Source organism: Streptomyces axinellae, from assembly GCF_039532135.1.
GTDB classification, from domain to species: domain Bacteria; phylum Actinomycetota; class Actinomycetes; order Streptomycetales; family Streptomycetaceae; genus Streptomyces; species Streptomyces axinellae.
The window spans coordinates 126,114-145,434 of record NZ_BAAARJ010000018.1 but is presented as its reverse complement, the minus strand read 5'-3'; the positions used below and the strand labels follow the sequence as shown (position 1 = coordinate 145,434).

Below are 19,321 nucleotides of genomic sequence, written 5' to 3'. Positions count from 1 at the left end.
TGTCAGTCGGCACAAACCATCACAAAACCTACCGAAGGAGACTCGCCATGGAGCAGGAATTCAACCCGCCCCGCTACACCTGGACTGCCTCAACCGCCGAGGAAGCCAAGAACACACTGATGGCCGCCATCGACCTGATGGACGCCCACCTGGCGACGCTCGTGCCCGGAAACAGCATGAAGCGCCACAAGGTCAAAGAATCGACACCCGTGGCCCTCACGGTCTCCATGGACCTGTCCGGCCTGATCGAGCAGATCAACACGAAGCGCACCCTCGACAGCCTGGAAGCCAGCCTCGGGGACGGTGCCTGATGCCGATCACCTTTCGCCGCAGCATCCGGATCCTGCCGGGCATCCGCTTGAACCTGAACCGCCGCTCGTGGTCGATAACGGTCGGCCCGGCCAACGGCCCCAAGCGCACCTACAACTCGACTGGGCGCCGTACCACGTCGATGGATCTGCCGGGCCCTTTCGGCTGGCGGCACACCAGCAGCCGCCGGAGGGACTCGTGACCGCGCCGGCGTCAGATGCGCGGGCTGCGGCGCATGGTCTCGCCAACGCGGTCGAGGAGGCTCTCGCCGAGGCGACGCCGTCCCGGTACCGGGACGAGACGAAGCCGCCCGAGTTCGGCCCGACGCCGCCGGTGCCGCAGCCGGGCCGGCCGCCCATGTCGCAGCGCGCGACGGACGCGAGCGCGCTCATGCTCGCTGGGAGTGCGCTGACCGTGGCCGTGGGCGGGGCGGCGACCGGGATCCTGTGGGCGTCGGGGAACGCCGATCCGGTAGTCGTCGGCCTGATTGCGGGGGCGCCGCCCGCCTTGCTGCTGGCTCTTACCCGGGTCCTCCGCCACGCCAAGGAAACCGCCGAAGCGATGCCCGTCGAGCACCACCACCACTACACGGGTCCGGTCCACCAGGACCAGCGCCACTCCAGCACCCGCGGTGTGTGGGCCCGCACCAACAACCACTGAGGAGACGTCATGACCGAGAACACGTCCGAGATGGTCCACTACACGGCCGACGTGGTGGCCGTCCGGCCTGATGGGCGCGCCCTGTTCATCGAGCGCGGCTGGGACCCGTTCAAGGGGCACAAGGCCCTGCCAGGCGGACACGTGGACCCCGGAGAGGGGCCCGAACAGGCGGCAGCGCGGGAACTGCTGGAGGAGACCGGCGTCCGCGTGGCCCCGGCTGACCTGACCTACCTCGGTCGGTGGGACGCCCCAGGTCGGGACCCTCGCGGGCACTACGTCACCTACGCCTATATGGCCCGCGTCCCGGCCGACACCACAGCCCAGTCCGGGACCGACGCCGTGGCTGTGCAGTGGCTGCCGCTGGAGACCCCGGGAAGCCTGGCGTTCGACCACGGCGAGATCGTGCAGGCCGCGTCACGCCTCGCCAGCCGCTGAGGAGGCGTGATGGGCCAGTGCTATGTGGCCGTGTGCAGTGTGTGCGGCGCCGAGTACGACGAGGAGGACACAACGATGCACCTGCCGACCCGTGAGGAGGCTGTCCAGTACGCCCTCGGCTACGGCGACGGCGACCCCTACGGCTGGCACACCGAGGCGGGCCTGCTGGTGTGCGGTCAGGACGACACCGTGCACCAGGTGGCCGTCCAAGTGGCCCGAGAGGCCACGCTGCCCGTCGGGCAGATGGACCTGGCCGGCCACGTCGCCCACCAGCCCGACCGGATGCGCGCCCGGCTCCTGGACTGCGACGGCCACCACGAGGAAGTCGTCGAGGCGCCGTTCGACAAGCCGGACCCGCTGACCACGTCACCCGACGCGATGGTCGTCACGTGGCCGCGCGAGGAGGCGGCTGCGTGAGCCCGTGGACTGGCCAGATGGAGACGCGGCTGCTGACACAAGGCCGGGTGGTGCCGATCGAGCACCGCGACTGGGCCGACGCCAAGCGGTACTTCGCGCGGAAGCCAATACACCAAGCCGGTGTCGAGGAGTGGATGGAGAAGATCCGCGCCGGGCGGCTGGAGCCGATCCAGATCGGCGTCAGCGACCGCTACCCGCAGGACTGGTACGTGGGCGACGGCCACCACCGAGCGGTCGCGCTCATGGAGCTGGGTGTGGGGCGGTTCCCGTTCCACTGGTACTGGATCAAGTCCTTGGGGCGGCCCGCCATGGAACGCGGGCCCATCGACTGGGGACTGCTCGACAAGAAGTGAGGTCCGCCCCTCCCGGGGTTAGCGGGAGGGGCGGTGTCCGCACTGTACCGGGGCCGTCCGGCCCTACCCGGCCGATCGCGGTCCCGGTACGGTCCGGCTTTTCAACAGGGGGGAAACATGAATCTTCGAACCATGACTGTGGCTGCTGTGGCCGCCAGCGTGCTGCCGTTCGCGGCGGCGGCCTGCACATCCGATAGCGGCACCGGCGAGGCCGACGTGCCGTCGAAGCACGGCCAACCGAAGCCGGCCACCGGCGACAAGACGGCCGACTGCGGAAAGGGCTCGGAGCTGTCCCAGGCCGACTGGACCGAGCTGTGTGGCGACGACGCAGGCATGCAGGACCCGTCGAAGCCGTTGCGGGCGGGAGAGTCGTTCACGTTCCCCGACAAGCTGGCCGTGACCGTGGTGCGGGCGGAGAAGGTCGCGGCGTCGGAGGCCGAGCCAGGCGAGACGCCGTTCCGGCTGCACATCAAGTTCACCAACAAGGGCAAGGCCCCGGTGAAACTGGACGACTTCTCCCTGTTCGTGGAGGGCGCCACCAACGGCGGGGAGGCCGCAACGACCGTCTTCGACTCGTCCGACGATGCTGCGGAGATTGGTGGCCGGCTCGCCCCCGGGGTGACCGCGACGAAGACCGAGGACTGGGTTCTCGACAAGAAGTACGGCAACAAGATCGTGGTGTCGTTGCAGTACGGCAACGACGGGGCCGACACCTACCCCGAAGCCAACGTCACCATCCGCTAACCGCCACCCCTGCGGCCCCCGCCGAGCCCCCAGCTCGACGGGGGCCACCTTCGTGGCTCTTGGGCTGCATTTGACAGGCGGTGATCGGTGAAGGCATGATCTGCTCAGCTAGACATATTGCGCTCTGAGAGGCCGTCCGAACTGGGCGGCCTTTTCGCATGCTTGGGGGTGGCTGTGCCTGCTCTCGTCACCGCATCCGACGCCGCTCACTACACCGGCCGGCCCGTCGGCACCATCTGGCGGTGGGCCTCCGAAGGCCGCATCAGCCGATACGGCACCGGCCGCCATGTGCGGTACGACGTCCTTGAGATGACACCCCGGACCGTCGATGAATGGACCGGCGAGATCACGCCCGGCGAGCCCCCGCCAATGCCCCACACTGCACCCCGCGCCGCATAGCTCGGGTGCTCCGGCCCTTCCCTCTGTGGCCTGTTGAGCCCCGAAAGGTGGCCGCCCCGTCGAGGGCTCAGGGCGGCCACCACCATCCTCACTCCTGCTGCCCGATTCTGGGAGGGGCCGGGCAGCAGGACCCCTCCCACCGGCAGGAGCCGACATGACAGAGACACACCCCGCCGAGGCCGCCCCGCAGGGCGCCGTCATCGAGATCGTCGAGAAGGGCCGCTCCACCGACGAGACAGGCGGGGGCAGCGTCATCGTCCCCAACGATGTGCGGATCAACGGGCAGTCGCTGTACGCATCCAACGAAGACCCGGTCACCGTCCACGAGATCAACACCGGCGATCTCGTCCGAGTCACGCTCACACTGCTCGCGCGCCGCGTCAGCATCCGAGCCGAACACGACCAGGACTAGCCTCCGCCAGCTCGCCACGGGCGGGCCACCATCACGTAGGAGAGACCATGCCCCGATCCACGCTCACCGCTACCCAGGCCGTGCGTGCCGGGGCCGTCCTGCCCACAGCCGCAGCAGGCGACGCCACCAACGGCCACGCCCTCCAGAACGACGGACGCGTCGTACTCATCGTCGACAACACCGGGGCCAGCAGCAGGGACATCACGTTCCACACTGTCCGTACCATCGACGGGCTCACCGCACCCACCCGCGTGGAGTCCATCCCCGCCGGCGAGACGCAGGTGTTCGGGCCCTTCCCGGCCGCCGACTACGGCGACACCCTCACCCTCGACGTGGCCAGCGCCGAACTGACACTGCAAGCCATCCGGATCTGATGCCGACCGCCCCGCCCACCCGTTGCGCCCGAGCCGACTGCCACGAGATCGCCACCAAGCGCGGGCTATGCGACGAACACCAGCCCCAGCCATGGGCAGGCAGGCCACGGCCACAAGAGCGGTACGGCATGAGCAGTGGCAGCATGCGTGCCCTCAAGAAGCGCGTGGCACAACGCGACCACGGCTGCTGCTACATGTGCGGAGGCGAGGACGCCGACGAGCTTGAGCACATCGTGCCCGTCAGCCAAGGCGGCTCACCCCGAGACCTCGACAACCTCGGCCTGGCCCACGTCGAATGCCACCGTGAGAAGACCGCGCGGGAAGCGCGCGAAGCACAAGATCGAGCGCGGGTCGGGCGGGGGTAGGGGAGTCAAAATCGCGACGGAAGATCGCTGGGGGACCGTCGCGGCCAGTGAAAATGACGGCTGCACAGAATCGGCGATAGGGGGTCTGTGATGGGTCGTACTGCTCAGCCCGCAGCCCTCAAACTGATCAAGGGACGGGGCGAGGGTAAGGACACCGCTGGCCGGCCGGTCAATCCGGGCCCGGCGTTCAAGCGGCTCCCACCGAACCCACCGTCCTGGATGTCTTCTGAGGCCAAGGCCGAATGGAAGCGGGTTCTTCCGGGGTTGTCGAGGCTTGATCTGCTGAAGCCGGAGGACCGCGCGGCGCTGGCTGCCTACTGCGAGGCGTGGGCGACATTCGTGGCGGCTACGCGGCAGGTGCAGGAAGAAGGGCTCACGATCAACGCGAAGCAGGGGACGCTTCCGCATCCGGCGGTGGGCATCGCTCGTTCTGCGGGCCGTGAGCTTCGCTCGTGGGCGGCTCACTTCGGTCTGACGCCGTCGACTGAGCAGGCCCTGGCGAGAGGGGCCGACGATGGCGGGGAGGAAGACAACCCGTTCGCCTAATGGTGCCGAGTTGGAGCGGCTGAAGATCAGCCCAGAGGTCGCCTGGTACATGGCGGAGCGGGGTATCCCGCTCCCTGACTGCCCTCCACTGGTTCAGACGCCGAGTCCCGGTGATGCGCCTGGCGCGGTGTTCGATCCGAACAGGGTCGATAGGGTCATCAAGGCGTTCGGGCTACTGCGGCACACGCAGGGCCAATGGGAGGGGCAGCCACTACGGCCTGACCCGTGGCAGGTTGCATACATTCTCGCCCCCGTCTTCGGGTGGGTGCGGTGGGACGAGGACGCTGGCGGCTACGTGCGAGTGGTCCGTGAGCTGTACGTGGACGTGCCTCGCAAGAACGGGAAGAGCACGCTGGCTGGCGGCCTGGCCATTTACATGACGTGCGCGGATGGCGAGGGCGGCGCGCAGGTCATCACGGCGGCGACGACGAAGGAGCAGGCCGGGTACGTCTTCGAGCCGGTGAAGAAACTCGCCGAGGCAGCCCCGGCGCTGAAGAAGCACGTCCGTCCGCTCAAGGGCGTGATCCTGCACCCTAAGTCGGGCTCGTACTTCAAATCGATCTCGTCGGTGGCTGGCGCGCAGCATGGCGCGAACATCCACTGCGCGATCATCGATGAGCTGCACGAGCATAAGTCTCCGGAGCTGGTGGAGACGATCGAGACTGGCACGGGGTCCAGGCGGCAGCCGTTGACCTGCATCATCACGACGGCCGACTCCGGCAAGCGTGAGTCGGTGTACGACCGGAAGCGGCAGCGGGTCGAGAAGCTTGCGCGTCGGGTGTTCACGGCGCACTCGGTGTACGGCGTGGTGTGGGCTGCGGAGCGCGATGACGATCCGCATGTTGAGGAGACGTGGCGGAAGGCGAACCCGGGTTATGGGGTGAGCCCCACTCGCTCGTACCTGCGGGATCGCTCGGATGAAGCGAAGCAGTCGCCTGCCGACCTGGCGAAGTTTCTGCGTCTGCACTTGGGGCGTCGGACGAAGCAGGAGACGAAGTTCCTGACGCTGGAGTCGTGGCATCGGAACGCGTCGATGGTCGACGAGGTGAAGCTGGCCGGGCGGGAGGCTTACGGGGGCCTTGACCTTGCGAGTACCAGCGACTTGTGTGCGCTGTGCTGGCTCTTCCCTGACGGAGAAGAGGGCTACGACGCCTTGTGGCGTCTGTGGACTCCGGAGGACAACGTCGATGCGCTGGACCAGCGGACAGCAGGCGCTGCGAGCGTGTGGGTCCGTGAGGGCCTGCTCGTGGCGACGCCGGGGAACGTCGCGGACTACGACTACATCCAGCTCCAGATCGAGCGGGACATGGATGCCTTCGATGTCCGGGCGATCGGCTTCGACCCATGGAACGCGACACCGCTAACGAACAAGCTCGCCGAGTCGCAGGCGCCCATGGTGAAGGTGCGGCAGGGCTTCGTCACCATGTCGCCGCCTTTGAAAGAGTTCCAGCGGCTGCTATTGAAGGGCACCCCGGAGGTGCCGCTGTTCCGGCACGGCGGGAATGCGGCGGTCACCTGGCAGGTCGACAACCTGGCTGTGGCCATGGACCCGGCAGGGAACGTGAAGCCGGACAAGGCCCGCAGCGCGGAGAAGATCGACGCCGTGTCGGCTGCGGTGACCGCCCTGTCAGAGGCGATGTCCCGTGAGGTGCCTGTCCGGTCGGCTTACGAGGACGGCGGCCTGGAGGTCGTGTGAGGGGGTTGCCGTGTTCTGGTGGCGTCGTACCGTGCTGCGTAGGCGTGTGGTGGTGAACCTGGCGGACCGGGCGTTCGCGGGGGTGCTGTGGGCGAAGCGGGGCCCGCTGCTGGTGCTGCGGGACGCCACGCTGATGCAGCACGGTGCCGCGGACACGCCGATGGACGGCGAGGTCGTGGTGGAGCGGTCCCGGGTGGAGTTCATTCAGGTGACGGGAGGCTGACGTGTCGTTCGTCGTCTCCCAGGGGCAACTGTCGGCGGTGTCGATCGCGTCGGATGTGCGGATGCCGATGTACACGCGCCTGTCGGACGGGGTGTATGCCGACTATGCGCACCTGTACCGGGAGCAGCCGCAGATCCGCACCGTGGTGTCCTTCCTGGCCCGGAATATCGCTCAGCTCGGGCTGCATGTGTTCCGCCGTGTGTCGGACACGGACCGGGAGCGGCTGACTGATCATCCTCTTTCGCGGATTCTGGCGGCGCCGGGGGCGAAGCTTACGAGGTACCGGCTGGTCGAGCGGCTGGTGTCGGATCTGGCTTTGTACGACATGGCGCTGTGGGTGAAGGTCCGCCTCGACTCGGGCGAGTTGCTCGGGGTGATTCCGGTGCCGCCGTACCGGGTGGAGATCGAGGGCGACAGCTGGTTGGAGCCCGGCCGCTTCCGGGTGCATGGCTCTCGGGGGGACTTGGTGCTGGAGCCGGAGCAGGTGGTGCATTTTCACGGCTATTCGCCGACGGATCTGCGGACTGGGTCGTCGCCGATTGAGGCGCTCAGGTCGATGCTGGCGGAGGAGTTCGAGGCGACTCGGTCCCGTGAGCAGATGTGGCGTAACGGGGGCCGGTTGTCCGGTGTGTTGAAGCGGCCGGCTGATGCCCCGAAGTGGGATCCGACGGCGAAGGCCCGCTTCAGGGAGGGCTGGCGCGGTTTCACGGAGCAGGGTGGCACGCCGATCCTTGAGGACGGCATGGAGTACGAGCAGCTGGCGCTGGACCCGGCGAAGGCCCAGTACATCGAGGCCCGCAAGTTGACGCGGGAGGAGGTCGCGGCGGCGTATCACATTCCGCTGCCCATGGTGGGGATCCTTGACCATGCGACGTTTTCCAACATCAAGGAGCAGCATCAGCAGCTGTACCAGGACACGCTCGGCCCGTGGCTGGTGTCCATCCAGGAGGACATCGGCCTCCAGCTCGTGCCGGACTTGCCGGATTCCGGCGACGTGTATGTCGAGTTCAACATGGCGGAGAAGATGCGCGGCAGCTTTGAGGAGCAGGCTGCGGCGGCTTCTACGGCGACGGGCCGGCCGTGGATGACGGTCAACGAGCAGCGGGCGAGGTTCAACCTGCCGCAGCTCCCGGGCGGCGACGATCTGATCACGCCGTTGAATGTGACGGCAGGTGGTCTCGCCTCCCCGAGGGATACGGCGCCTGAGCCGCAGGACCTGGAGGCCGTCCCAAAAGCGGGGGGCCGACTCGTCTTGTTCAAGGCGGGACGGCCCGAGGAACTGGGTGACGTCGAGACAGAGCGGGAAGCATTCGCTGCTGCTCTGGAGGCCATGACGCGGCGCCATGCCGATGTACTGCTGGAGGCGCCACCCCGGGACGCGGGTGGTGTTCCCCGCTGGTGGGCGCGGGACCGGGATGTGCGGGTCGCGCAGGTGCAGCAGTTGATGTCCCGGCACATGATGCGGCTGGCGCAGATGGGCGCCTGGGACGTGCTGGAGCAGTTCAATCCGCAGGCCGAGGGCTGGTCGGCGCCCGTGATGGACGCCTGGCTGATGGCTGCGGCCCTGCACCATGCTGAGCTGCACGACGGGGCGGGCGAGGCCACCGCGGTGGAGGCCGCCGCGGCACCACCGGATGAGGGCGGCCTGAGCGGGGCTCTGGTCGTGGCGGCTGGCGTGTGGGTGGCGGCAGCTCTCATGCGGGGCGAGACGGCCGGCACCGAGGCAGTGTCGTTCGGCGGCCACGACGCCGCCCGCGCATCCGGGCTGACGCGGAAGACGTGGCGGACCACGAGCGGGCATCCCCGCTCTCAGCATGCGGCGATGAACGGGCAGACGGTGCCGCTCGACGGCCTGTTTTCCAACGGGCTGCGCTGGCCGGGCGACGGCTTTGGTGATGCGAACCAGACGGCGAACTGCCGTTGCGAGTTGACGTATTCGAGACCGGAGTGACCATGCGGATCAAATCCTGCCCGGTGCGGATCAAGGCCGCGGGCACCCACGAAGGCACAGACGACGGCGTGTTCGAGGCGATCGTCGCCGCCTACAACTTGGACAGTGTCGGCGACAAGATCGCCCCTGGCGCGTTCGCGGAGACCCTCGCCGAGTGGAAGGGTCGCGGTGATCCGATCCCGGTGCTGTGGTCCCACATGTCCGCCGACCCCGACTATCACGTCGGCGAGGTCATTGAGGCCGAGGAGAGGCCCGAGGGCTTGTGGGTGAAGGCCCGTATTGACACCGAGCCGGGTAGTAAGGCCGCGCAGGTGTACAAGCTGCTGAAGGGCCGCCGGGTCACCCAGTTCAGCTTTGCCTACGACGTCGATGAGGGCTCGTGGGTGGACCAGAAGGACGGGGAGGGCTTCTACGAGCTGCGGAAACTCAAACTGTACGAGGTCGGCCCGACCCTGATCGGCGCCAACCAGGCCACTCAGCTGCTCGACGTGAAGAGCAGCGGCCAGCCTGAGACGTTCCCCGACCTGGCGAAGGTCGCGGAGGCCCTTGAAGGGCTGAAGGCCGGCAGGACGCTGTCGGCGAAGAACGAGCAGCGGGTGCGCGACATCGCGCGCCTGTCGCAGGAGCTGCTGGGCTCCCTTCCTTCCAGCGACGATGAACCGCAGGACGCCGAGAAGGCCACGCCTGCCCCGCCCGCTGACGCCCCGCCTCAGGAAGTGCCTGAGGTCAAGGCCGAGCAGCCCGCCGGGCCGAGCCCCGCCTCGCTCCGTCTGCACTCAGACCTGGCCGCATTCGCCGCTGAGGTCTCCACGCTCACGGACTGAGGACCCCTTATGGACAAGATCGAAGAGCTGAAGGAACAGCTCAAGCACCACCTGATGCAGGCCCAGGCCATCTCGGCGAAGGCCGACGATGAGGGCCGCGACTTCTCCGACGAGGAGCGCGGCCAGGTCACCGAGCACATGGGCAAGGCCAAGGAAGCCAAGGACGGCCTGGAGAAGGCGAAGGCCACCTCCACCATGCGGCAGGCCCTGGCCGACCTCGGCGAAGGCGTCGAGATCAACGAGAAGGCCGGGGAGAAGCGCAACCCCAGTGGTCTGATAGTTCCCGACGCGAAGACGTCGCTGGGTGAGACGTTCACCAAGTCCCCCGAGTACGCGGGTCTGATGGCGTCCGCGCCGAACGGCAAGTTCGGGCAGAAGCAGCGTGTCCAGTCCATGCCGGTCGGCTACAAGTCGCTGGTCACGGGTGCCTCGGACACGTCCGCGGGCGCGTGGGTGACGAACGACTACCTTGGGCAGCGGGTGGGCCTGGACCTGTTCCAGCGGCCTCTGACACTTCGGGACGTCGTCACCAGCGGCACCACCAGCTCGGACACGATCGAGTACGTGCGCATGACCTCGGCGACCAACAACGCCGCACCTGTGGCTGAGGCCACTTCCTCGGCTGCACCGACTGCCCCGGCTTCGGTGCCGGGGGCCCTGGTCAACAACGCCGGTGGCGGCTACAAGCCGGAGTCGGCGCTGGCCGCGGCGAAGGTGACCACGCCGGTGCGCACGATCGCGCACTGGATCCCCATCACCAAGCGGTCCCTCTCGGACGCGTCGCAGATCCGCACCCTGATCGACTCCTTCCTGCGCTACGGCCTGGAGGAGGAACTCGAAGACCAGATGGTGTCGGGTGACGGCACCGGCGAGAACTTCGAGGGCCTCGCCAACGTTTCCGGCGTCCAGGCGCAGGCGTGGGACACCAACGCGCTCACCACGCTCCGCAAGGCCAAGACGAAGGTCCGCACTGTGGGCCGGTCGATGGCCAACGCCTACCTGCTCAATCCGGCCGACCTGGAGACGGTGGATCTGCTCCAGGACAACGAAGGCCGCTTCTACTTCGGTGGGCCGGCCGGGGTGGGCTCAGCGTCCGTGCTGTGGGGTATCCCGGTCATCGAGACCGAAGCGGTGCCCGCTGGTACCGGCTATGTCGGGGACTTCCGTAAGGCGATCCTGTGGGACCGCGAGCAGGCGTCCATCACTGTCACCGACTCCCACGCCGACTTCTTCGTGCGGAACCTGGTAGCGATCCTCGCCGAGATGCGTGCCGCGTTCGGTGTCATCCAGCCGTCCGCGTTCGTCGAGGTCGACCTCACTGCCTGATAGGAGGCCCGACATGGCGTACCTGAACGATGGCGCAGGGAAGGCCCGCGAGGGCAAGCAGACTCCGGCTGTCACAAACGCTGCCGCAGCGACCGCGTCGGCGGCGGCCGGTTCGACGCCGACGAAAGCCGAGTACGACGCGCTCCTCGCTGACACCAATGCGCTGCGCACGAAGCTGAACGCGCTGCTGACGGCGATGCGCACGTCCGGCCAGCTCGCGCCGTGACGCTGGTCAACTCACGAATGGTGCGAGGGCGGTGCCCGTGCGGCGCCGAGAATGCGTCGTGCGGCCCGCCCTCCACCTGTACACCCGTGGACGAGAATCTGGAGGTGGCCGTCGTGGGCGGCGCGCTGAAGAAGTACAAGGTCGTCACGGCCAGTGGGGTCGAGACAGTGATGAAGCTCAACGAGGCCGACGCATCACGCTACGGTGTCGCACCGGGTGAGCCGGAGCAGCCCGCCGAGCAAGAAAAGTCGGAGCCGAAGAAGCGGGCCGCCGCCAACAAGAGCCGGACCGCGGCAAACAAGGACGGCGGTACGGACGGTGCCGACGACTAGCCCGCTCCTGGCATCGCCCGACGACCTCGCGGCATGGCTCGGCGTCCCCGCCGACGACCCCAAGCTGATGCAGGCCCTCAACGCGGCGTCCAGCCGCTTCCGCGGCGCTGTACGGCACCACGTCACGCCAGTGGTCGACGACATCGCTGTTCTGGACGGCAACGGCCGCAGGGCTGTCCTTCTGCGGGCGGCGCCGGTTACTGCGGTGGCCTCCGTCGCCCTCGACGGGGAGCCGCTCACGGAGGACGACTACGAATGGTCCGCCGATGGGTTCCTACGCCGCATGTGCGGCTGCTGGCCGGACCGACTGCGGTGTATCCGCGTCGTCTACACCCACGGCTACGAGCCGGTGCCCGAGGACATCGCCGAGGTGGTTCTCGACCAGGCTCGGGCCCAGTTCACTGTGGTGCCGGGGCTGACATCGATGACGGTGGGCGGGCAGACGCTCGCGTTCGGGGCGCAGGCGTCGATCGGTGTTACGGCCCAGTGGACGTCGGTGGTGGAGCGCTACCGCCTCAATGCGGGGGACCAGCCATGAGTCTCCTCTTTCACCAGACCCTTATACGGGTGCGGGCGCCGCTGGCCACCGACCGGTATGGCAACCAGAAACGGGACTGGGCCAGCGCTGAGCGGACCTCGGTGCCTGGCGTGAACATTCAGCCTGCTGCCGTCCGGGTGCCGGCCAGCGAGGAGCAGTCCGTCGACCGTCAGACGACGGTCACACGGTGGCTTCTTCAGACAGCGCCCGGTGTGGATCTGGATCTGCTGGAGACAGACCGTGTCGAGTGGGATGGCGTGACGCTGGAGGTCGACGGCAAGGTCGGCCGCTGGCCCGACCCTTTCGGCCCGGGCGTTCATCACGTTGAGGCGGAGCTGACGGAGGTCGACTGATGGCCCGTTCACATGCCCGTATTCGCATAGACCGGTCGGCATTTCGCGAGTTCGCGTCGAGCGACGAGATGGCCGCCTATCTCCTGTCGGTTGCGGAGCGCGGGAAGGCCATCGCCGAGGCCCTGGCGCCGACCTATACGGGCCCTACCTGGTCCAATGTGGCTCGCGCGGGCGACTACCGGAAGTCCCTGAATGCGTCGCTCGTACACAACGGGTTCGCGTGGCAGGGAGAGTTCGGCGCCGATGTTGCCTACGCCTTGCAGGTCGAGTTCGGGTCGGGCCGTCCCGCGACATCACAGGAGCGTCCCCAGGAGGGCCGCTCTCCGAAGACCCGCGTACTCGGCCGGGCACTGGATGCCCTCCGAATCTGAGGAGCACGTATGGCACGCATCAAGCTGGCCGCCTGGCATGCCGGCCGGGCGCCGGGCGAGGTGGTGGAGGTTCCGGACGGCGATGTGCCGGGACTGCGGAGGGATGGCCGGGTTGGGGAGGTGGTGGCGGATGAGCCGGAGGCCGTGGCCGTCACGCCCGTGGACGGGCCGCCCACCGAACCGGCGCCACCTGTGGAGGCGCCGCTACCGCGCCGCCGCGGTAAGAGCGGATGAGCACGACGCCGCTGGTCGCCTTCCCCGATGTGGAGGCGGCCGTCACCGGCTACCTGCGCGGGCAGCTCGACCCCGGCGTGACAGTGGGCACGGAGTGGCCCGAGGACCTTGCCCAGCATCTGCCTGTGGTGGCGGTGTCTCGCGGTGGTGGTGGCACCTACACGCGGCTCGTGCTGGATCAGCCGACCCTCGACATTGACGTCCTCGCGGCCGACAAGGCGACCGCCCACGATCTGGTGCAGCAGGTGCGTGGGCTCATCTTCGCCGCCGAGGGCCTGGCCCTGGGCGATGCGCGGGTCGCGCGGGTGGAGGACACCAGCCTGATCTGGCTGCCGGACCCGACCACGGCCTTGCCGCGGTACGTGCTGGTCATGTCCTTGCGCGTGCGCCGCGCCTGAGTAGCACAACACCCTCCCGCATCCATTTCCGCTTTTCCCGCCGGTGCTGCCGTGCGGGCTCTTGGCATGCCTGGAGGCAGCTATGGCGCTCAACGCCGACAACGTCAGGGTGGGCTTGAACGGCAACGTGTACGTCGCCCCGAAGGGGTCCACTGCGCCGGCCGATCTGACGTCCGCATGGGACCCGGCCTGGAAGGACCTGGGCTATCTGAACGATGACGGTGTCGAGATGGAGTACGGCACCGACGTTGAGGACATCATGGCGTGGCAGTCCCTCTCCCCGGTGCGACGTGTCCTCACCTCGGTGGAGCTGACGCTGGCGTTCACCGCGATCGAGCTGAAGGCCAGCGCGGTCACGCTGTACTTCCCCGACTCGGCGATCACCGAGGTGACGGCGGACACCATCTACAAGCTCGACATCCCCTCGGCGCCTGGCTCGGCGGAGATGGCGTTCGGTTTCGAATGGATCGACGGCGACATCGTCAATCGGGTCGTCATCCCCCGGGGTGAGGTAACCGACCGCGAGTCCGTCAACTTCCAGCGGGGCGAGCCTGTGGGCCTCGGCATGACCGTGTCCGCCTACGCGTCCTCGTCACCCGAGCTGGCCACCTGGCTGTCCAACGACCCGTCCTGGGCGGCCTGACCGAAGCTCCCGGCGGGCGCGCCAGCGGGTCGCGCCCACCGGGTCCAACCCGCAGACCCGCGAAGGAGCAACACATGGCCACAACCGCGAAGAACCCCGGAGTCGAAGTCGTCTCCCTGGATTCCCTGGCGAAGCAGCGCCGCGATGCGCTGCCCGAGCCGACCACCTTCGAACTCTCCGGTGTGGAGTTCACCCTCCCGCCGATGAAGGGCCTCCCCTTCGAGCTTCAAGAGAAGGCCGGCGGCACCCTCGACGACGTCGTGGGGGTCCTCCAGGCGCTCCTCGGACGCGAGAAGATCCGCGAAATGTACGCGGCCGGGTACACCTTCGGGGACCTGGAGCTGATCGGCGAGGAGTGGCAGAAGCGCTCCGGTGTGGAGCCGGGGGAATCGGTGGCCTCGCCGACTTCCTGAGGGAGTACGGAGAGGCCGTCGAATGGGACATGGCCCGCTACTGGCCGGGCCGGTCCCTCCTGGAGCTGTGGCGCGGGACGCTGTCGTGGCGGGAACTGAAGGTGTTCCTGAAGTTCCTGCCGCCCGACTCGGCCACGGCACGGGCAGTACGTAGCGCCACACCGGAGGACGACACATGGACTCTGGACCGGCACCTGCTGGCGACGGTGGCGGATGCGGTCCGGGAGAACACCTACGCCCTCGTCAAGTTGCAGGGTGATCCGAAGAAGACCCGCCGGCTGAAACCTCCTAAGCCCATCCCGCGGCCCGGGGTGGAGCAGCCGAAGGCGGGCAAGGTGATCCGCCTCGGCGGGCGCAACCCGTCCAGCAGCAAGGAACTCGCCGCCGCGTTCCGTGGGGGCGCCGCAGCCCAGTAGAGGGGGTGTGCGGTGGCCTCTGGTGTGCTCGTCGGACGCGGATACGTCTCCATTCGGCCCGAGTTCGAAGGGGACTGGTCGCGCAGCGTCAGCTCTCGGGCTGGCGCTGCCGGGCGGAGCGGCGGCAACTCCTTCGCCAAGTCGTTCGGTGGGGCACTGTCCCGCGGCATGGGTACTGCTCTGCGCGGTATGGCGGGGCTGGCAGGCGTGGCTGTTGCCTCCAACCTTTCGGGGGCCACAGCGGCTGCGGCAGCAGCGGCTCCTGCGCTGGCGACGGTCGGTACCGCTGCCGCCGCGCTCAAAATCGGGTTGTCCGGTGTCGGGGAGGCGTTCAAGGCCGCCTTCGACCAGAAGACCATCGCCTCCGACGCGAAGGCCGCGGCGACCGCCACACGGCAGGTGGAGTCGGCGCAGCGGTCCCTCGCCGACGCGCAGCGGGCGCTGGCGGATGCCCGGGTGCAGGCGGCGGAGCGCATCCGCGACGCCCAGCAGCAGGTGCAGGACTCCGAACGGGATCTGTCCGACGCCCAGCGCGAGGCCCGCTCTGTACAGGGCGAACTAAACGACGCGCGCCGTGAGGCAGCCCGCGCGTTGGAGGACATGAACCAGCAGCTCGCCGAGAGCAGACTGGATGAGAAGGAAGCCGTCCTGCGCCTCAAGGAGGCCCAGGACGAACTGAAGGCTGCCGAGAAGAAGCCGGGCACGGACCCGGACGAACTGGCCCGCCTCAACATCGCCTACGAGCGCGCCAAGCTCAACCTCAGCGAGCAGCGCACCGAAACGACCCGCTTGGCCGCCGACACCAAGAAGGCCAACAAGGCCGGGGTCGAGGGCTCCGACCAGGTCGTTGCTGCCAAACAGCGCATCTCGGAGGCCACCCGCACGGTCGCCGACCGGGAGCGGGCCCTCGCAGCGGCGCAGGCCGGGGTAGATCGGGCGCGCGCGGACGGGCAGCGGCAGATCGCCGACGCCCAGCGCGGAGTCGCCGACGCGTCCAGAGCCGTGGCCGAGGCGCAGGCCGCCGCCGCCACGCAGACCTCTGCCCTCGGCGAGGCCATGGCCAACCTGGCGCCCAACGCCCGCTCGTTCGTGAGCGCGGTCAAGAGCCTGGCCCCGGCATGGGACGGGCTGCGCCTGAGCGTGCAGGACGCCCTGTTCGCAGGGCTGGACCGGCGCATGACGACGCTGGGCCGCACCACCATCCCGATCCTCAAGACCGGCCTCACCGGCGCGGCGACCCAGCTCAACCTGATGGCGAAGTCCGCTATGGGCGCCGTCACCCAGCTCGCCAAGACCGGGATGCTCACCGACATTCTCGCCGGGGCGAACCGCAACCTCGCCCTGCTCAAGAACATTCCGGGGCAGATGGTCATCGCGTTCGGCCAGCTGTCGGTGGCGGCACAGCCCGCGTTCGAGAAGCTCCTGGGGCAGGCGGCCGGGTTCGCCGACCGCATGTCGCAGGCCCTCACCCGCTCCTTCAAATCGGGCGGCCTGGAGCAGGCGATCGGGGTCGCGTTCGACATCCTGTCCCAGCTCGGCACGATTTTGGCTGATGCTTTCGCGGTCGTCTCCAATGTGATGAAGACCGCGGCCGGGGCAGGCGGGCAGGTCCTCGGCGTCATCGGGCAGATTGTTGCCGAGCTGCGGCGGATCTCGGAAATGCCCGAGGTACAGGCCGCCTTGAAGGCGGTGTTCAGCGCGGTGGCGCAGATCGCCGCCGCTATCGGCCCGGTGATTGGTGCGCTCGTCAAGGCGGTCATGCCGCTTCTCGCGGCGATCGCTCCCGTGATCGGGCAGCTTGCCGCGGCGCTCGGCCCGGTGCTGACCAAGCTGGCGACGGAGCTGGGTGCGGCGCTGATGCCGATCGTCACGGCGCTGCTGCCTGTCGTGTCGCTGCTGGGTGACGCGCTGGTGCAGATCGTGTCGGCGCTGATGCCGCTGTTGCGGCCCATCGGGCAGCTCGTCGGCACGCTGATTTCGGCGCTGATGCCGGCCCTCCGGCCCGTCATCAACATCGTCGTGCAGTTGGTGCGGGTCCTCGTCGGGCCGCTGACGACGATCGTGCGGGCGCTGGTGCCGTGGATCTCGATGCTCGGGAAAATGTTCGGGCAGGTCTTCGGCGCCCTGGCTCCGCTGTTCGCGCCGCTTGTCGCCGTCGTCGGGATGCTGGGCAGGGTTTTCGCTCAGGTCTTCGTGATCATTGTGCGGCAGGCCATGGCTGCCTTGGCGCCGCTCATGCCGGTGATCGTGCGCCTGGTCAACCTGCTCGTGCGGCTGGCCCTTCAGGTCCTCGTCGCGCTCATGCCGTCGTTTCGGCAGCTGATCGCGGCGTGGATGCAGTTGTTCGTCGCGATCGTGCCGCTGCTGCCCGCGCTGGTGAAACTCACCGCGATGTCCCTCCAGTTGGGTGTCACGGTCCTGTCGTGGCTGTTGCCGCCGCTGGTCAAGCTGGCGACGTTCTTCATGGCCGTGTTCGTGGGCGCCCTGTCGGCTGTGATCCGTGTGGTGGCCCGGCTGGTGTCCTGGGTCGTCAAGCGGCTAGGTCCCGCCTTCAGATGGCTGCTCGACAGCGTCGTGAAGCCGGTGGCGACCGGGATCCGGTCGAGTTTCTCCTGGCTGTGGAACACGATCCTCAAGCCGATTTTCAACGCTACGAAGGCCGGGCTGCGGGACGTCGGCGCGGTGTTCCGCTGGCTGCGGGACAAGGTCGTCAAGCCGGTCTTCAACGGCATCAGCTCCGCGATCCGCAGCGTGTGGAACAAGGGCATCAAGCCCGCGTTCAACGCGCTGAAGGCGGGCGTACACGCGGTCGCCACGGCCTTCTCGAAAGCCAAGGACGGTATAGGCAAAGCCTGGGCGAAGATCAAGGACCTGACGCGGAAGCCCATCAAGTGGGTCATCGACGTCGTCTACAACAAGGGCGTCCGCGGGCTGTGGAACACGGCCGCGAAGGTCCTGCCCATCAAGAAGCTGCCCGTCTTCAAGTTCGCCAAGGGCGGCGCGGTCAACGGGCCCGGCAGCGGCACGAGCGACTCCATCCCCGCGCGGCTCTCCCGCGGGGAGCACGTGTGGACGGCTCGCGAGGTGCAGGGCGCGGGCGGGCACCGGGCTGTCGAGGGGCTGCGCGCTGCTGCACGCGGGGGAGCGGCACCCAGCGGGCCGTCACCCGCAGCCGGCGGCGCGCCCGGCTTCGCACTGGGTGGCGCCGTCGACTGGTTCAAGGGCGCCGGGACCGCGCTCGCGGGCGGCGTGTACAAGGCCGCGTCGATGGCGGCCAAGCCCATCCGGAGCCTCATCAACCAGATCCCCGGCGGAACTAAGGGCTGGGGGTCACTGGCCAAGGCCGTGCCCACGGGCCTGCTGAACGAGGTCCTGTCCACCATCAAGGGGTCGGAGACTTCCCAGCTCGGCGGCGAGGGTGTCTCCCGCGCCCTGAAGTGGGCCCGCACGCAGGCCGGCAAGCCGTACCAGTGGGGCGGCGCCGGGAACCCCAGCTGGGACTGCTCCGGGTTCATGAGCGGGATTCAGAAGGTCATCCAGGGCAAGAACCCCAAGGGCCGCTTGTGGAGCACGTTCTCCTTCTCGGGGAGTCGTGCTCCGGCCGGGTGGAAGCGGCACAAGAAGAGCCCCTTCGAGATCGGCATCACCAACGCCGGTAAGGGCCACACGGCGGGCACTTTGGCGGGCGTCAACGTCGAATCCCGCGGCGGTGACGGCGTCGTCGTCGGGTCCCGCGCCCGTGGCGCCCACTCCCGCCTGTTCGGGTCGAACTGGTACGGCTTCGTGCCTGCGATCGGCGGAGGCGGGGGCGGCAGCGGAGCCAAGGGCACGGCTCGCCAGATGCTCGGCGAATTCGGCTGGTCGCAGAAGCAGTGGCCGCCGCTGGAGAAGCTGTGGCAGCACGAATCCGGGTGGAACTACAAGGCTAGAAACCCCAGCTCAGGCGCCTACGGCATCCCGCAATCGCTCCCGGCTTCGAAGATGCGGTCGGCGGGCGCGGACTGGCGCACCAACCCAGCCACACAGATCAAGTGGGGCATGCGGTACATCAAGAGCCGCTATGGCAGCCCGGCCTCGGCGTGGGCGCGCTGGAATGCCCGCTCGCCGCACTGGTACGACGCCGGCGGCTGGTTGCAGCCCGGGGCGACGATGGCCATGAACGGCACCGGCCAGCCGGAGGCCATCCTCACCGCCGCACAGTGGCGGGCCATCTCCACAGCGGCGGCAAGCCCGGCAACGGGCGGCGACCTGCATGTTCAGGTGTTCGTCGGAGATCGGGAGATCACGGATATCGCGCGGGCCGAGGTGCGGCGCGGCAACGGCGAACTGTTGACGGCGCTGGGCGCGCGGGCGGGGAGGTGAC

Annotated in this window: 28 protein-coding genes; all 28 read left to right on the top strand. The window is 68.4% G+C overall.

The features are described 5' to 3' along the window. Window positions 1–47 precede the first annotated feature (47 nt). The 28 genes from ABD339_RS25240 to ABD339_RS25105 all read left to right on the top strand — a co-directional run bounded on the left by ABD339_RS25240 (window position 48) and on the right by ABD339_RS25105 (window position 19,320). Window positions 48–311 carry a hypothetical protein gene (locus ABD339_RS25240; protein WP_344568903.1) on the top strand — a complete coding sequence of 88 codons (264 nt, stop codon included), beginning with the start codon at window positions 48–50 and terminating at the stop codon, window positions 309–311. Then, a complete protein-coding gene (locus ABD339_RS25235) occupies window positions 311–511 on the top strand; it encodes a DUF4236 domain-containing protein (protein ID WP_344568901.1) in 201 nt (66 codons plus the stop codon). Before ABD339_RS25240 ends, ABD339_RS25235 begins: the two co-directional genes overlap by 1 nt. Next, a complete protein-coding gene (locus ABD339_RS25230; protein ID WP_344568899.1) occupies window positions 508–969 on the top strand; it encodes a hypothetical protein in 462 nt (153 codons plus the stop codon). Before ABD339_RS25235 ends, ABD339_RS25230 begins: the two co-directional genes overlap by 4 nt. Window positions 970–978: 9 nt before the next feature. After that, on the top strand, window positions 979–1,404 hold the full coding sequence (locus tag ABD339_RS25225) for an NUDIX domain-containing protein (RefSeq protein WP_344568898.1): 426 nt from the start codon (window positions 979–981) through the stop codon (window positions 1,402–1,404). A gap of 9 nt (window positions 1,405–1,413) precedes the next feature. Continuing rightward, the gene (locus tag ABD339_RS25220) at window positions 1,414–1,821 is read left to right on the top strand and encodes a hypothetical protein (RefSeq protein ID WP_344568896.1); all 408 of its coding nucleotides are present in this window, start codon (window positions 1,414–1,416) and stop codon (window positions 1,819–1,821) included. Further along, window positions 1,818–2,174 carry a hypothetical protein gene (locus ABD339_RS25215; protein ID WP_344568894.1) on the top strand — a complete coding sequence of 119 codons (357 nt, stop codon included), beginning with the start codon at window positions 1,818–1,820 and terminating at the stop codon, window positions 2,172–2,174. Before ABD339_RS25220 ends, ABD339_RS25215 begins: the two co-directional genes overlap by 4 nt. 132 nt (window positions 2,175–2,306) lie before the next feature. Further along, window positions 2,307–2,918 carry a hypothetical protein gene (locus tag ABD339_RS25210; RefSeq protein ID WP_344568892.1) on the top strand — a complete coding sequence of 204 codons (612 nt, stop codon included), beginning with the start codon at window positions 2,307–2,309 and terminating at the stop codon, window positions 2,916–2,918. Between the two features lie 168 nt (window positions 2,919–3,086). After that, complete coding sequence (locus ABD339_RS25205; protein ID WP_344568890.1) at window positions 3,087–3,317, top strand: helix-turn-helix domain-containing protein; 231 nt, start codon at window positions 3,087–3,089, stop codon at window positions 3,315–3,317. Between the two features lie 154 nt (window positions 3,318–3,471). Beyond that, complete coding sequence (locus ABD339_RS25200; protein WP_344568889.1) at window positions 3,472–3,729, top strand: hypothetical protein; 258 nt, start codon at window positions 3,472–3,474, stop codon at window positions 3,727–3,729. A gap of 47 nt (window positions 3,730–3,776) precedes the next feature. Next, window positions 3,777–4,103: a hypothetical protein gene (locus tag ABD339_RS25195; RefSeq protein ID WP_344568888.1), complete on the top strand. Its 327-nt coding sequence runs from the start codon at window positions 3,777–3,779 to the stop codon at window positions 4,101–4,103. A gap of 128 nt (window positions 4,104–4,231) precedes the next feature. Next, on the top strand, window positions 4,232–4,468 hold the full coding sequence (locus tag ABD339_RS25190) for an HNH endonuclease (protein ID WP_344568887.1): 237 nt from the start codon (window positions 4,232–4,234) through the stop codon (window positions 4,466–4,468). Window positions 4,469–4,558: 90 nt separating this feature from the next. Continuing rightward, window positions 4,559–5,014 carry a phage terminase small subunit P27 family gene (locus ABD339_RS25185; protein WP_344568885.1) on the top strand — a complete coding sequence of 152 codons (456 nt, stop codon included), beginning with the start codon at window positions 4,559–4,561 and terminating at the stop codon, window positions 5,012–5,014. A gap of 10 nt (window positions 5,015–5,024) precedes the next feature. Further along, entirely contained in the window at window positions 5,025–6,710 is a 1,686-nt protein-coding gene (locus ABD339_RS25180) for a terminase large subunit (RefSeq protein ID WP_344568883.1), read from the top strand. A 31-nt stretch (window positions 6,711–6,741) separates the two neighbouring features. Beyond that, the gene (locus ABD339_RS25175; RefSeq protein WP_344568881.1) at window positions 6,742–6,933 is read left to right on the top strand and encodes a hypothetical protein; all 192 of its coding nucleotides are present in this window, start codon (window positions 6,742–6,744) and stop codon (window positions 6,931–6,933) included. Window position 6,934: 1 nt separating this feature from the next. Then, window positions 6,935–8,884 (top strand): phage portal protein, encoded by a 1,950-nt coding sequence (locus tag ABD339_RS25170; RefSeq protein WP_344568879.1) that lies wholly within the window; start codon window positions 6,935–6,937, stop codon window positions 8,882–8,884. Between the two features lie 2 nt (window positions 8,885–8,886). Then, window positions 8,887–9,708 carry an HK97 family phage prohead protease gene (locus ABD339_RS25165; protein WP_344568877.1) on the top strand — a complete coding sequence of 274 codons (822 nt, stop codon included), beginning with the start codon at window positions 8,887–8,889 and terminating at the stop codon, window positions 9,706–9,708. Between the two features lie 9 nt (window positions 9,709–9,717). Next, window positions 9,718–11,034 (top strand): phage major capsid protein, encoded by a 1,317-nt coding sequence (locus ABD339_RS25160; protein WP_344568875.1) that lies wholly within the window; start codon window positions 9,718–9,720, stop codon window positions 11,032–11,034. A 13-nt stretch (window positions 11,035–11,047) separates the two neighbouring features. After that, entirely contained in the window at window positions 11,048–11,260 is a 213-nt protein-coding gene (locus ABD339_RS25155; protein WP_344568873.1) for a hypothetical protein, read from the top strand. Window positions 11,261–11,346: 86 nt separating this feature from the next. Further along, a complete protein-coding gene (locus tag ABD339_RS25150) occupies window positions 11,347–11,592 on the top strand; it encodes a hypothetical protein (protein WP_344568871.1) in 246 nt (81 codons plus the stop codon). After that, a complete protein-coding gene (locus ABD339_RS25145; RefSeq protein ID WP_344568869.1) occupies window positions 11,579–12,130 on the top strand; it encodes a mobile element protein in 552 nt (183 codons plus the stop codon). Before ABD339_RS25150 ends, ABD339_RS25145 begins: the two co-directional genes overlap by 14 nt. Further along, complete coding sequence (locus ABD339_RS25140; protein WP_344568867.1) at window positions 12,127–12,483, top strand: hypothetical protein; 357 nt, start codon at window positions 12,127–12,129, stop codon at window positions 12,481–12,483. The genes ABD339_RS25145 and ABD339_RS25140 overlap by 4 nt, the downstream gene beginning before the upstream one ends. After that, the gene (locus ABD339_RS25135) at window positions 12,483–12,854 is read left to right on the top strand and encodes a hypothetical protein (RefSeq protein ID WP_344568865.1); all 372 of its coding nucleotides are present in this window, start codon (window positions 12,483–12,485) and stop codon (window positions 12,852–12,854) included. Before ABD339_RS25140 ends, ABD339_RS25135 begins: the two co-directional genes overlap by 1 nt. Before the next feature lie 9 nt (window positions 12,855–12,863). After that, complete coding sequence (locus ABD339_RS25130; protein ID WP_344568863.1) at window positions 12,864–13,088, top strand: hypothetical protein; 225 nt, start codon at window positions 12,864–12,866, stop codon at window positions 13,086–13,088. After that, window positions 13,085–13,486, top strand: coding sequence for a hypothetical protein (locus ABD339_RS25125; RefSeq protein WP_344568861.1), 402 nt, complete (start codon window positions 13,085–13,087; stop codon window positions 13,484–13,486). Before ABD339_RS25130 ends, ABD339_RS25125 begins: the two co-directional genes overlap by 4 nt. Before the next feature lie 82 nt (window positions 13,487–13,568). Next, on the top strand, window positions 13,569–14,129 hold the full coding sequence (locus tag ABD339_RS25120; RefSeq protein WP_344568859.1) for a phage tail tube protein: 561 nt from the start codon (window positions 13,569–13,571) through the stop codon (window positions 14,127–14,129). A 74-nt stretch (window positions 14,130–14,203) separates the two neighbouring features. Next, window positions 14,204–14,542 carry a hypothetical protein gene (locus ABD339_RS25115; RefSeq protein ID WP_344568857.1) on the top strand — a complete coding sequence of 113 codons (339 nt, stop codon included), beginning with the start codon at window positions 14,204–14,206 and terminating at the stop codon, window positions 14,540–14,542. Further along, entirely contained in the window at window positions 14,485–14,958 is a 474-nt protein-coding gene (locus ABD339_RS25110) for a hypothetical protein (RefSeq protein WP_344568855.1), read from the top strand. Before ABD339_RS25115 ends, ABD339_RS25110 begins: the two co-directional genes overlap by 58 nt. Before the next feature lie 168 nt (window positions 14,959–15,126). Then, complete coding sequence (locus ABD339_RS25105) at window positions 15,127–19,320, top strand: aggregation-promoting factor C-terminal-like domain-containing protein (RefSeq protein ID WP_344568853.1); 4,194 nt, start codon at window positions 15,127–15,129, stop codon at window positions 19,318–19,320. Window position 19,321 lies beyond the last annotated feature (1 nt).

Excerpts from the sequence above, each read along its gene's own strand:
- ABD339_RS25240 (WP_344568903.1), top strand. The coding sequence starts at position 48 with ATGGAGCAGGAATTCAACCCGCCCCGCTACACCTGGACTGCCTCAACC.
- ABD339_RS25235 (WP_344568901.1), top strand. The coding sequence starts at position 311 with ATGCCGATCACCTTTCGCCGCAGCATCCGGATCCTGCCGGGCATCCGC.
- ABD339_RS25225 (WP_344568898.1), top strand. The coding sequence starts at position 979 with ATGACCGAGAACACGTCCGAGATGGTCCACTACACGGCCGACGTGGTG.
- ABD339_RS25220 (WP_344568896.1), top strand. The coding sequence starts at position 1,414 with ATGGGCCAGTGCTATGTGGCCGTGTGCAGTGTGTGCGGCGCCGAGTAC.
- ABD339_RS25210 (WP_344568892.1), top strand. The coding sequence starts at position 2,307 with ATGACTGTGGCTGCTGTGGCCGCCAGCGTGCTGCCGTTCGCGGCGGCG.
- ABD339_RS25200 (WP_344568889.1), top strand. The coding sequence starts at position 3,472 with ATGACAGAGACACACCCCGCCGAGGCCGCCCCGCAGGGCGCCGTCATC.
- ABD339_RS25195 (WP_344568888.1), top strand. The coding sequence starts at position 3,777 with ATGCCCCGATCCACGCTCACCGCTACCCAGGCCGTGCGTGCCGGGGCC.
- ABD339_RS25190 (WP_344568887.1), top strand. The coding sequence starts at position 4,232 with ATGAGCAGTGGCAGCATGCGTGCCCTCAAGAAGCGCGTGGCACAACGC.
- ABD339_RS25185 (WP_344568885.1), top strand. The coding sequence starts at position 4,559 with ATGGGTCGTACTGCTCAGCCCGCAGCCCTCAAACTGATCAAGGGACGG.
- ABD339_RS25165 (WP_344568877.1), top strand. The coding sequence starts at position 8,887 with ATGCGGATCAAATCCTGCCCGGTGCGGATCAAGGCCGCGGGCACCCAC.
- ABD339_RS25160 (WP_344568875.1), top strand. The coding sequence starts at position 9,718 with ATGGACAAGATCGAAGAGCTGAAGGAACAGCTCAAGCACCACCTGATG.
- ABD339_RS25155 (WP_344568873.1), top strand. The coding sequence starts at position 11,048 with ATGGCGTACCTGAACGATGGCGCAGGGAAGGCCCGCGAGGGCAAGCAG.
- ABD339_RS25140 (WP_344568867.1), top strand. The coding sequence starts at position 12,127 with ATGAGTCTCCTCTTTCACCAGACCCTTATACGGGTGCGGGCGCCGCTG.
- ABD339_RS25135 (WP_344568865.1), top strand. The coding sequence starts at position 12,483 with ATGGCCCGTTCACATGCCCGTATTCGCATAGACCGGTCGGCATTTCGC.
- ABD339_RS25130 (WP_344568863.1), top strand. The coding sequence starts at position 12,864 with ATGGCACGCATCAAGCTGGCCGCCTGGCATGCCGGCCGGGCGCCGGGC.
- ABD339_RS25125 (WP_344568861.1), top strand. The coding sequence starts at position 13,085 with ATGAGCACGACGCCGCTGGTCGCCTTCCCCGATGTGGAGGCGGCCGTC.
- ABD339_RS25120 (WP_344568859.1), top strand. The coding sequence starts at position 13,569 with ATGGCGCTCAACGCCGACAACGTCAGGGTGGGCTTGAACGGCAACGTG.
- ABD339_RS25115 (WP_344568857.1), top strand. The coding sequence starts at position 14,204 with ATGGCCACAACCGCGAAGAACCCCGGAGTCGAAGTCGTCTCCCTGGAT.
- ABD339_RS25105 (WP_344568853.1), top strand. The coding sequence starts at position 15,127 with ATGGGTACTGCTCTGCGCGGTATGGCGGGGCTGGCAGGCGTGGCTGTT.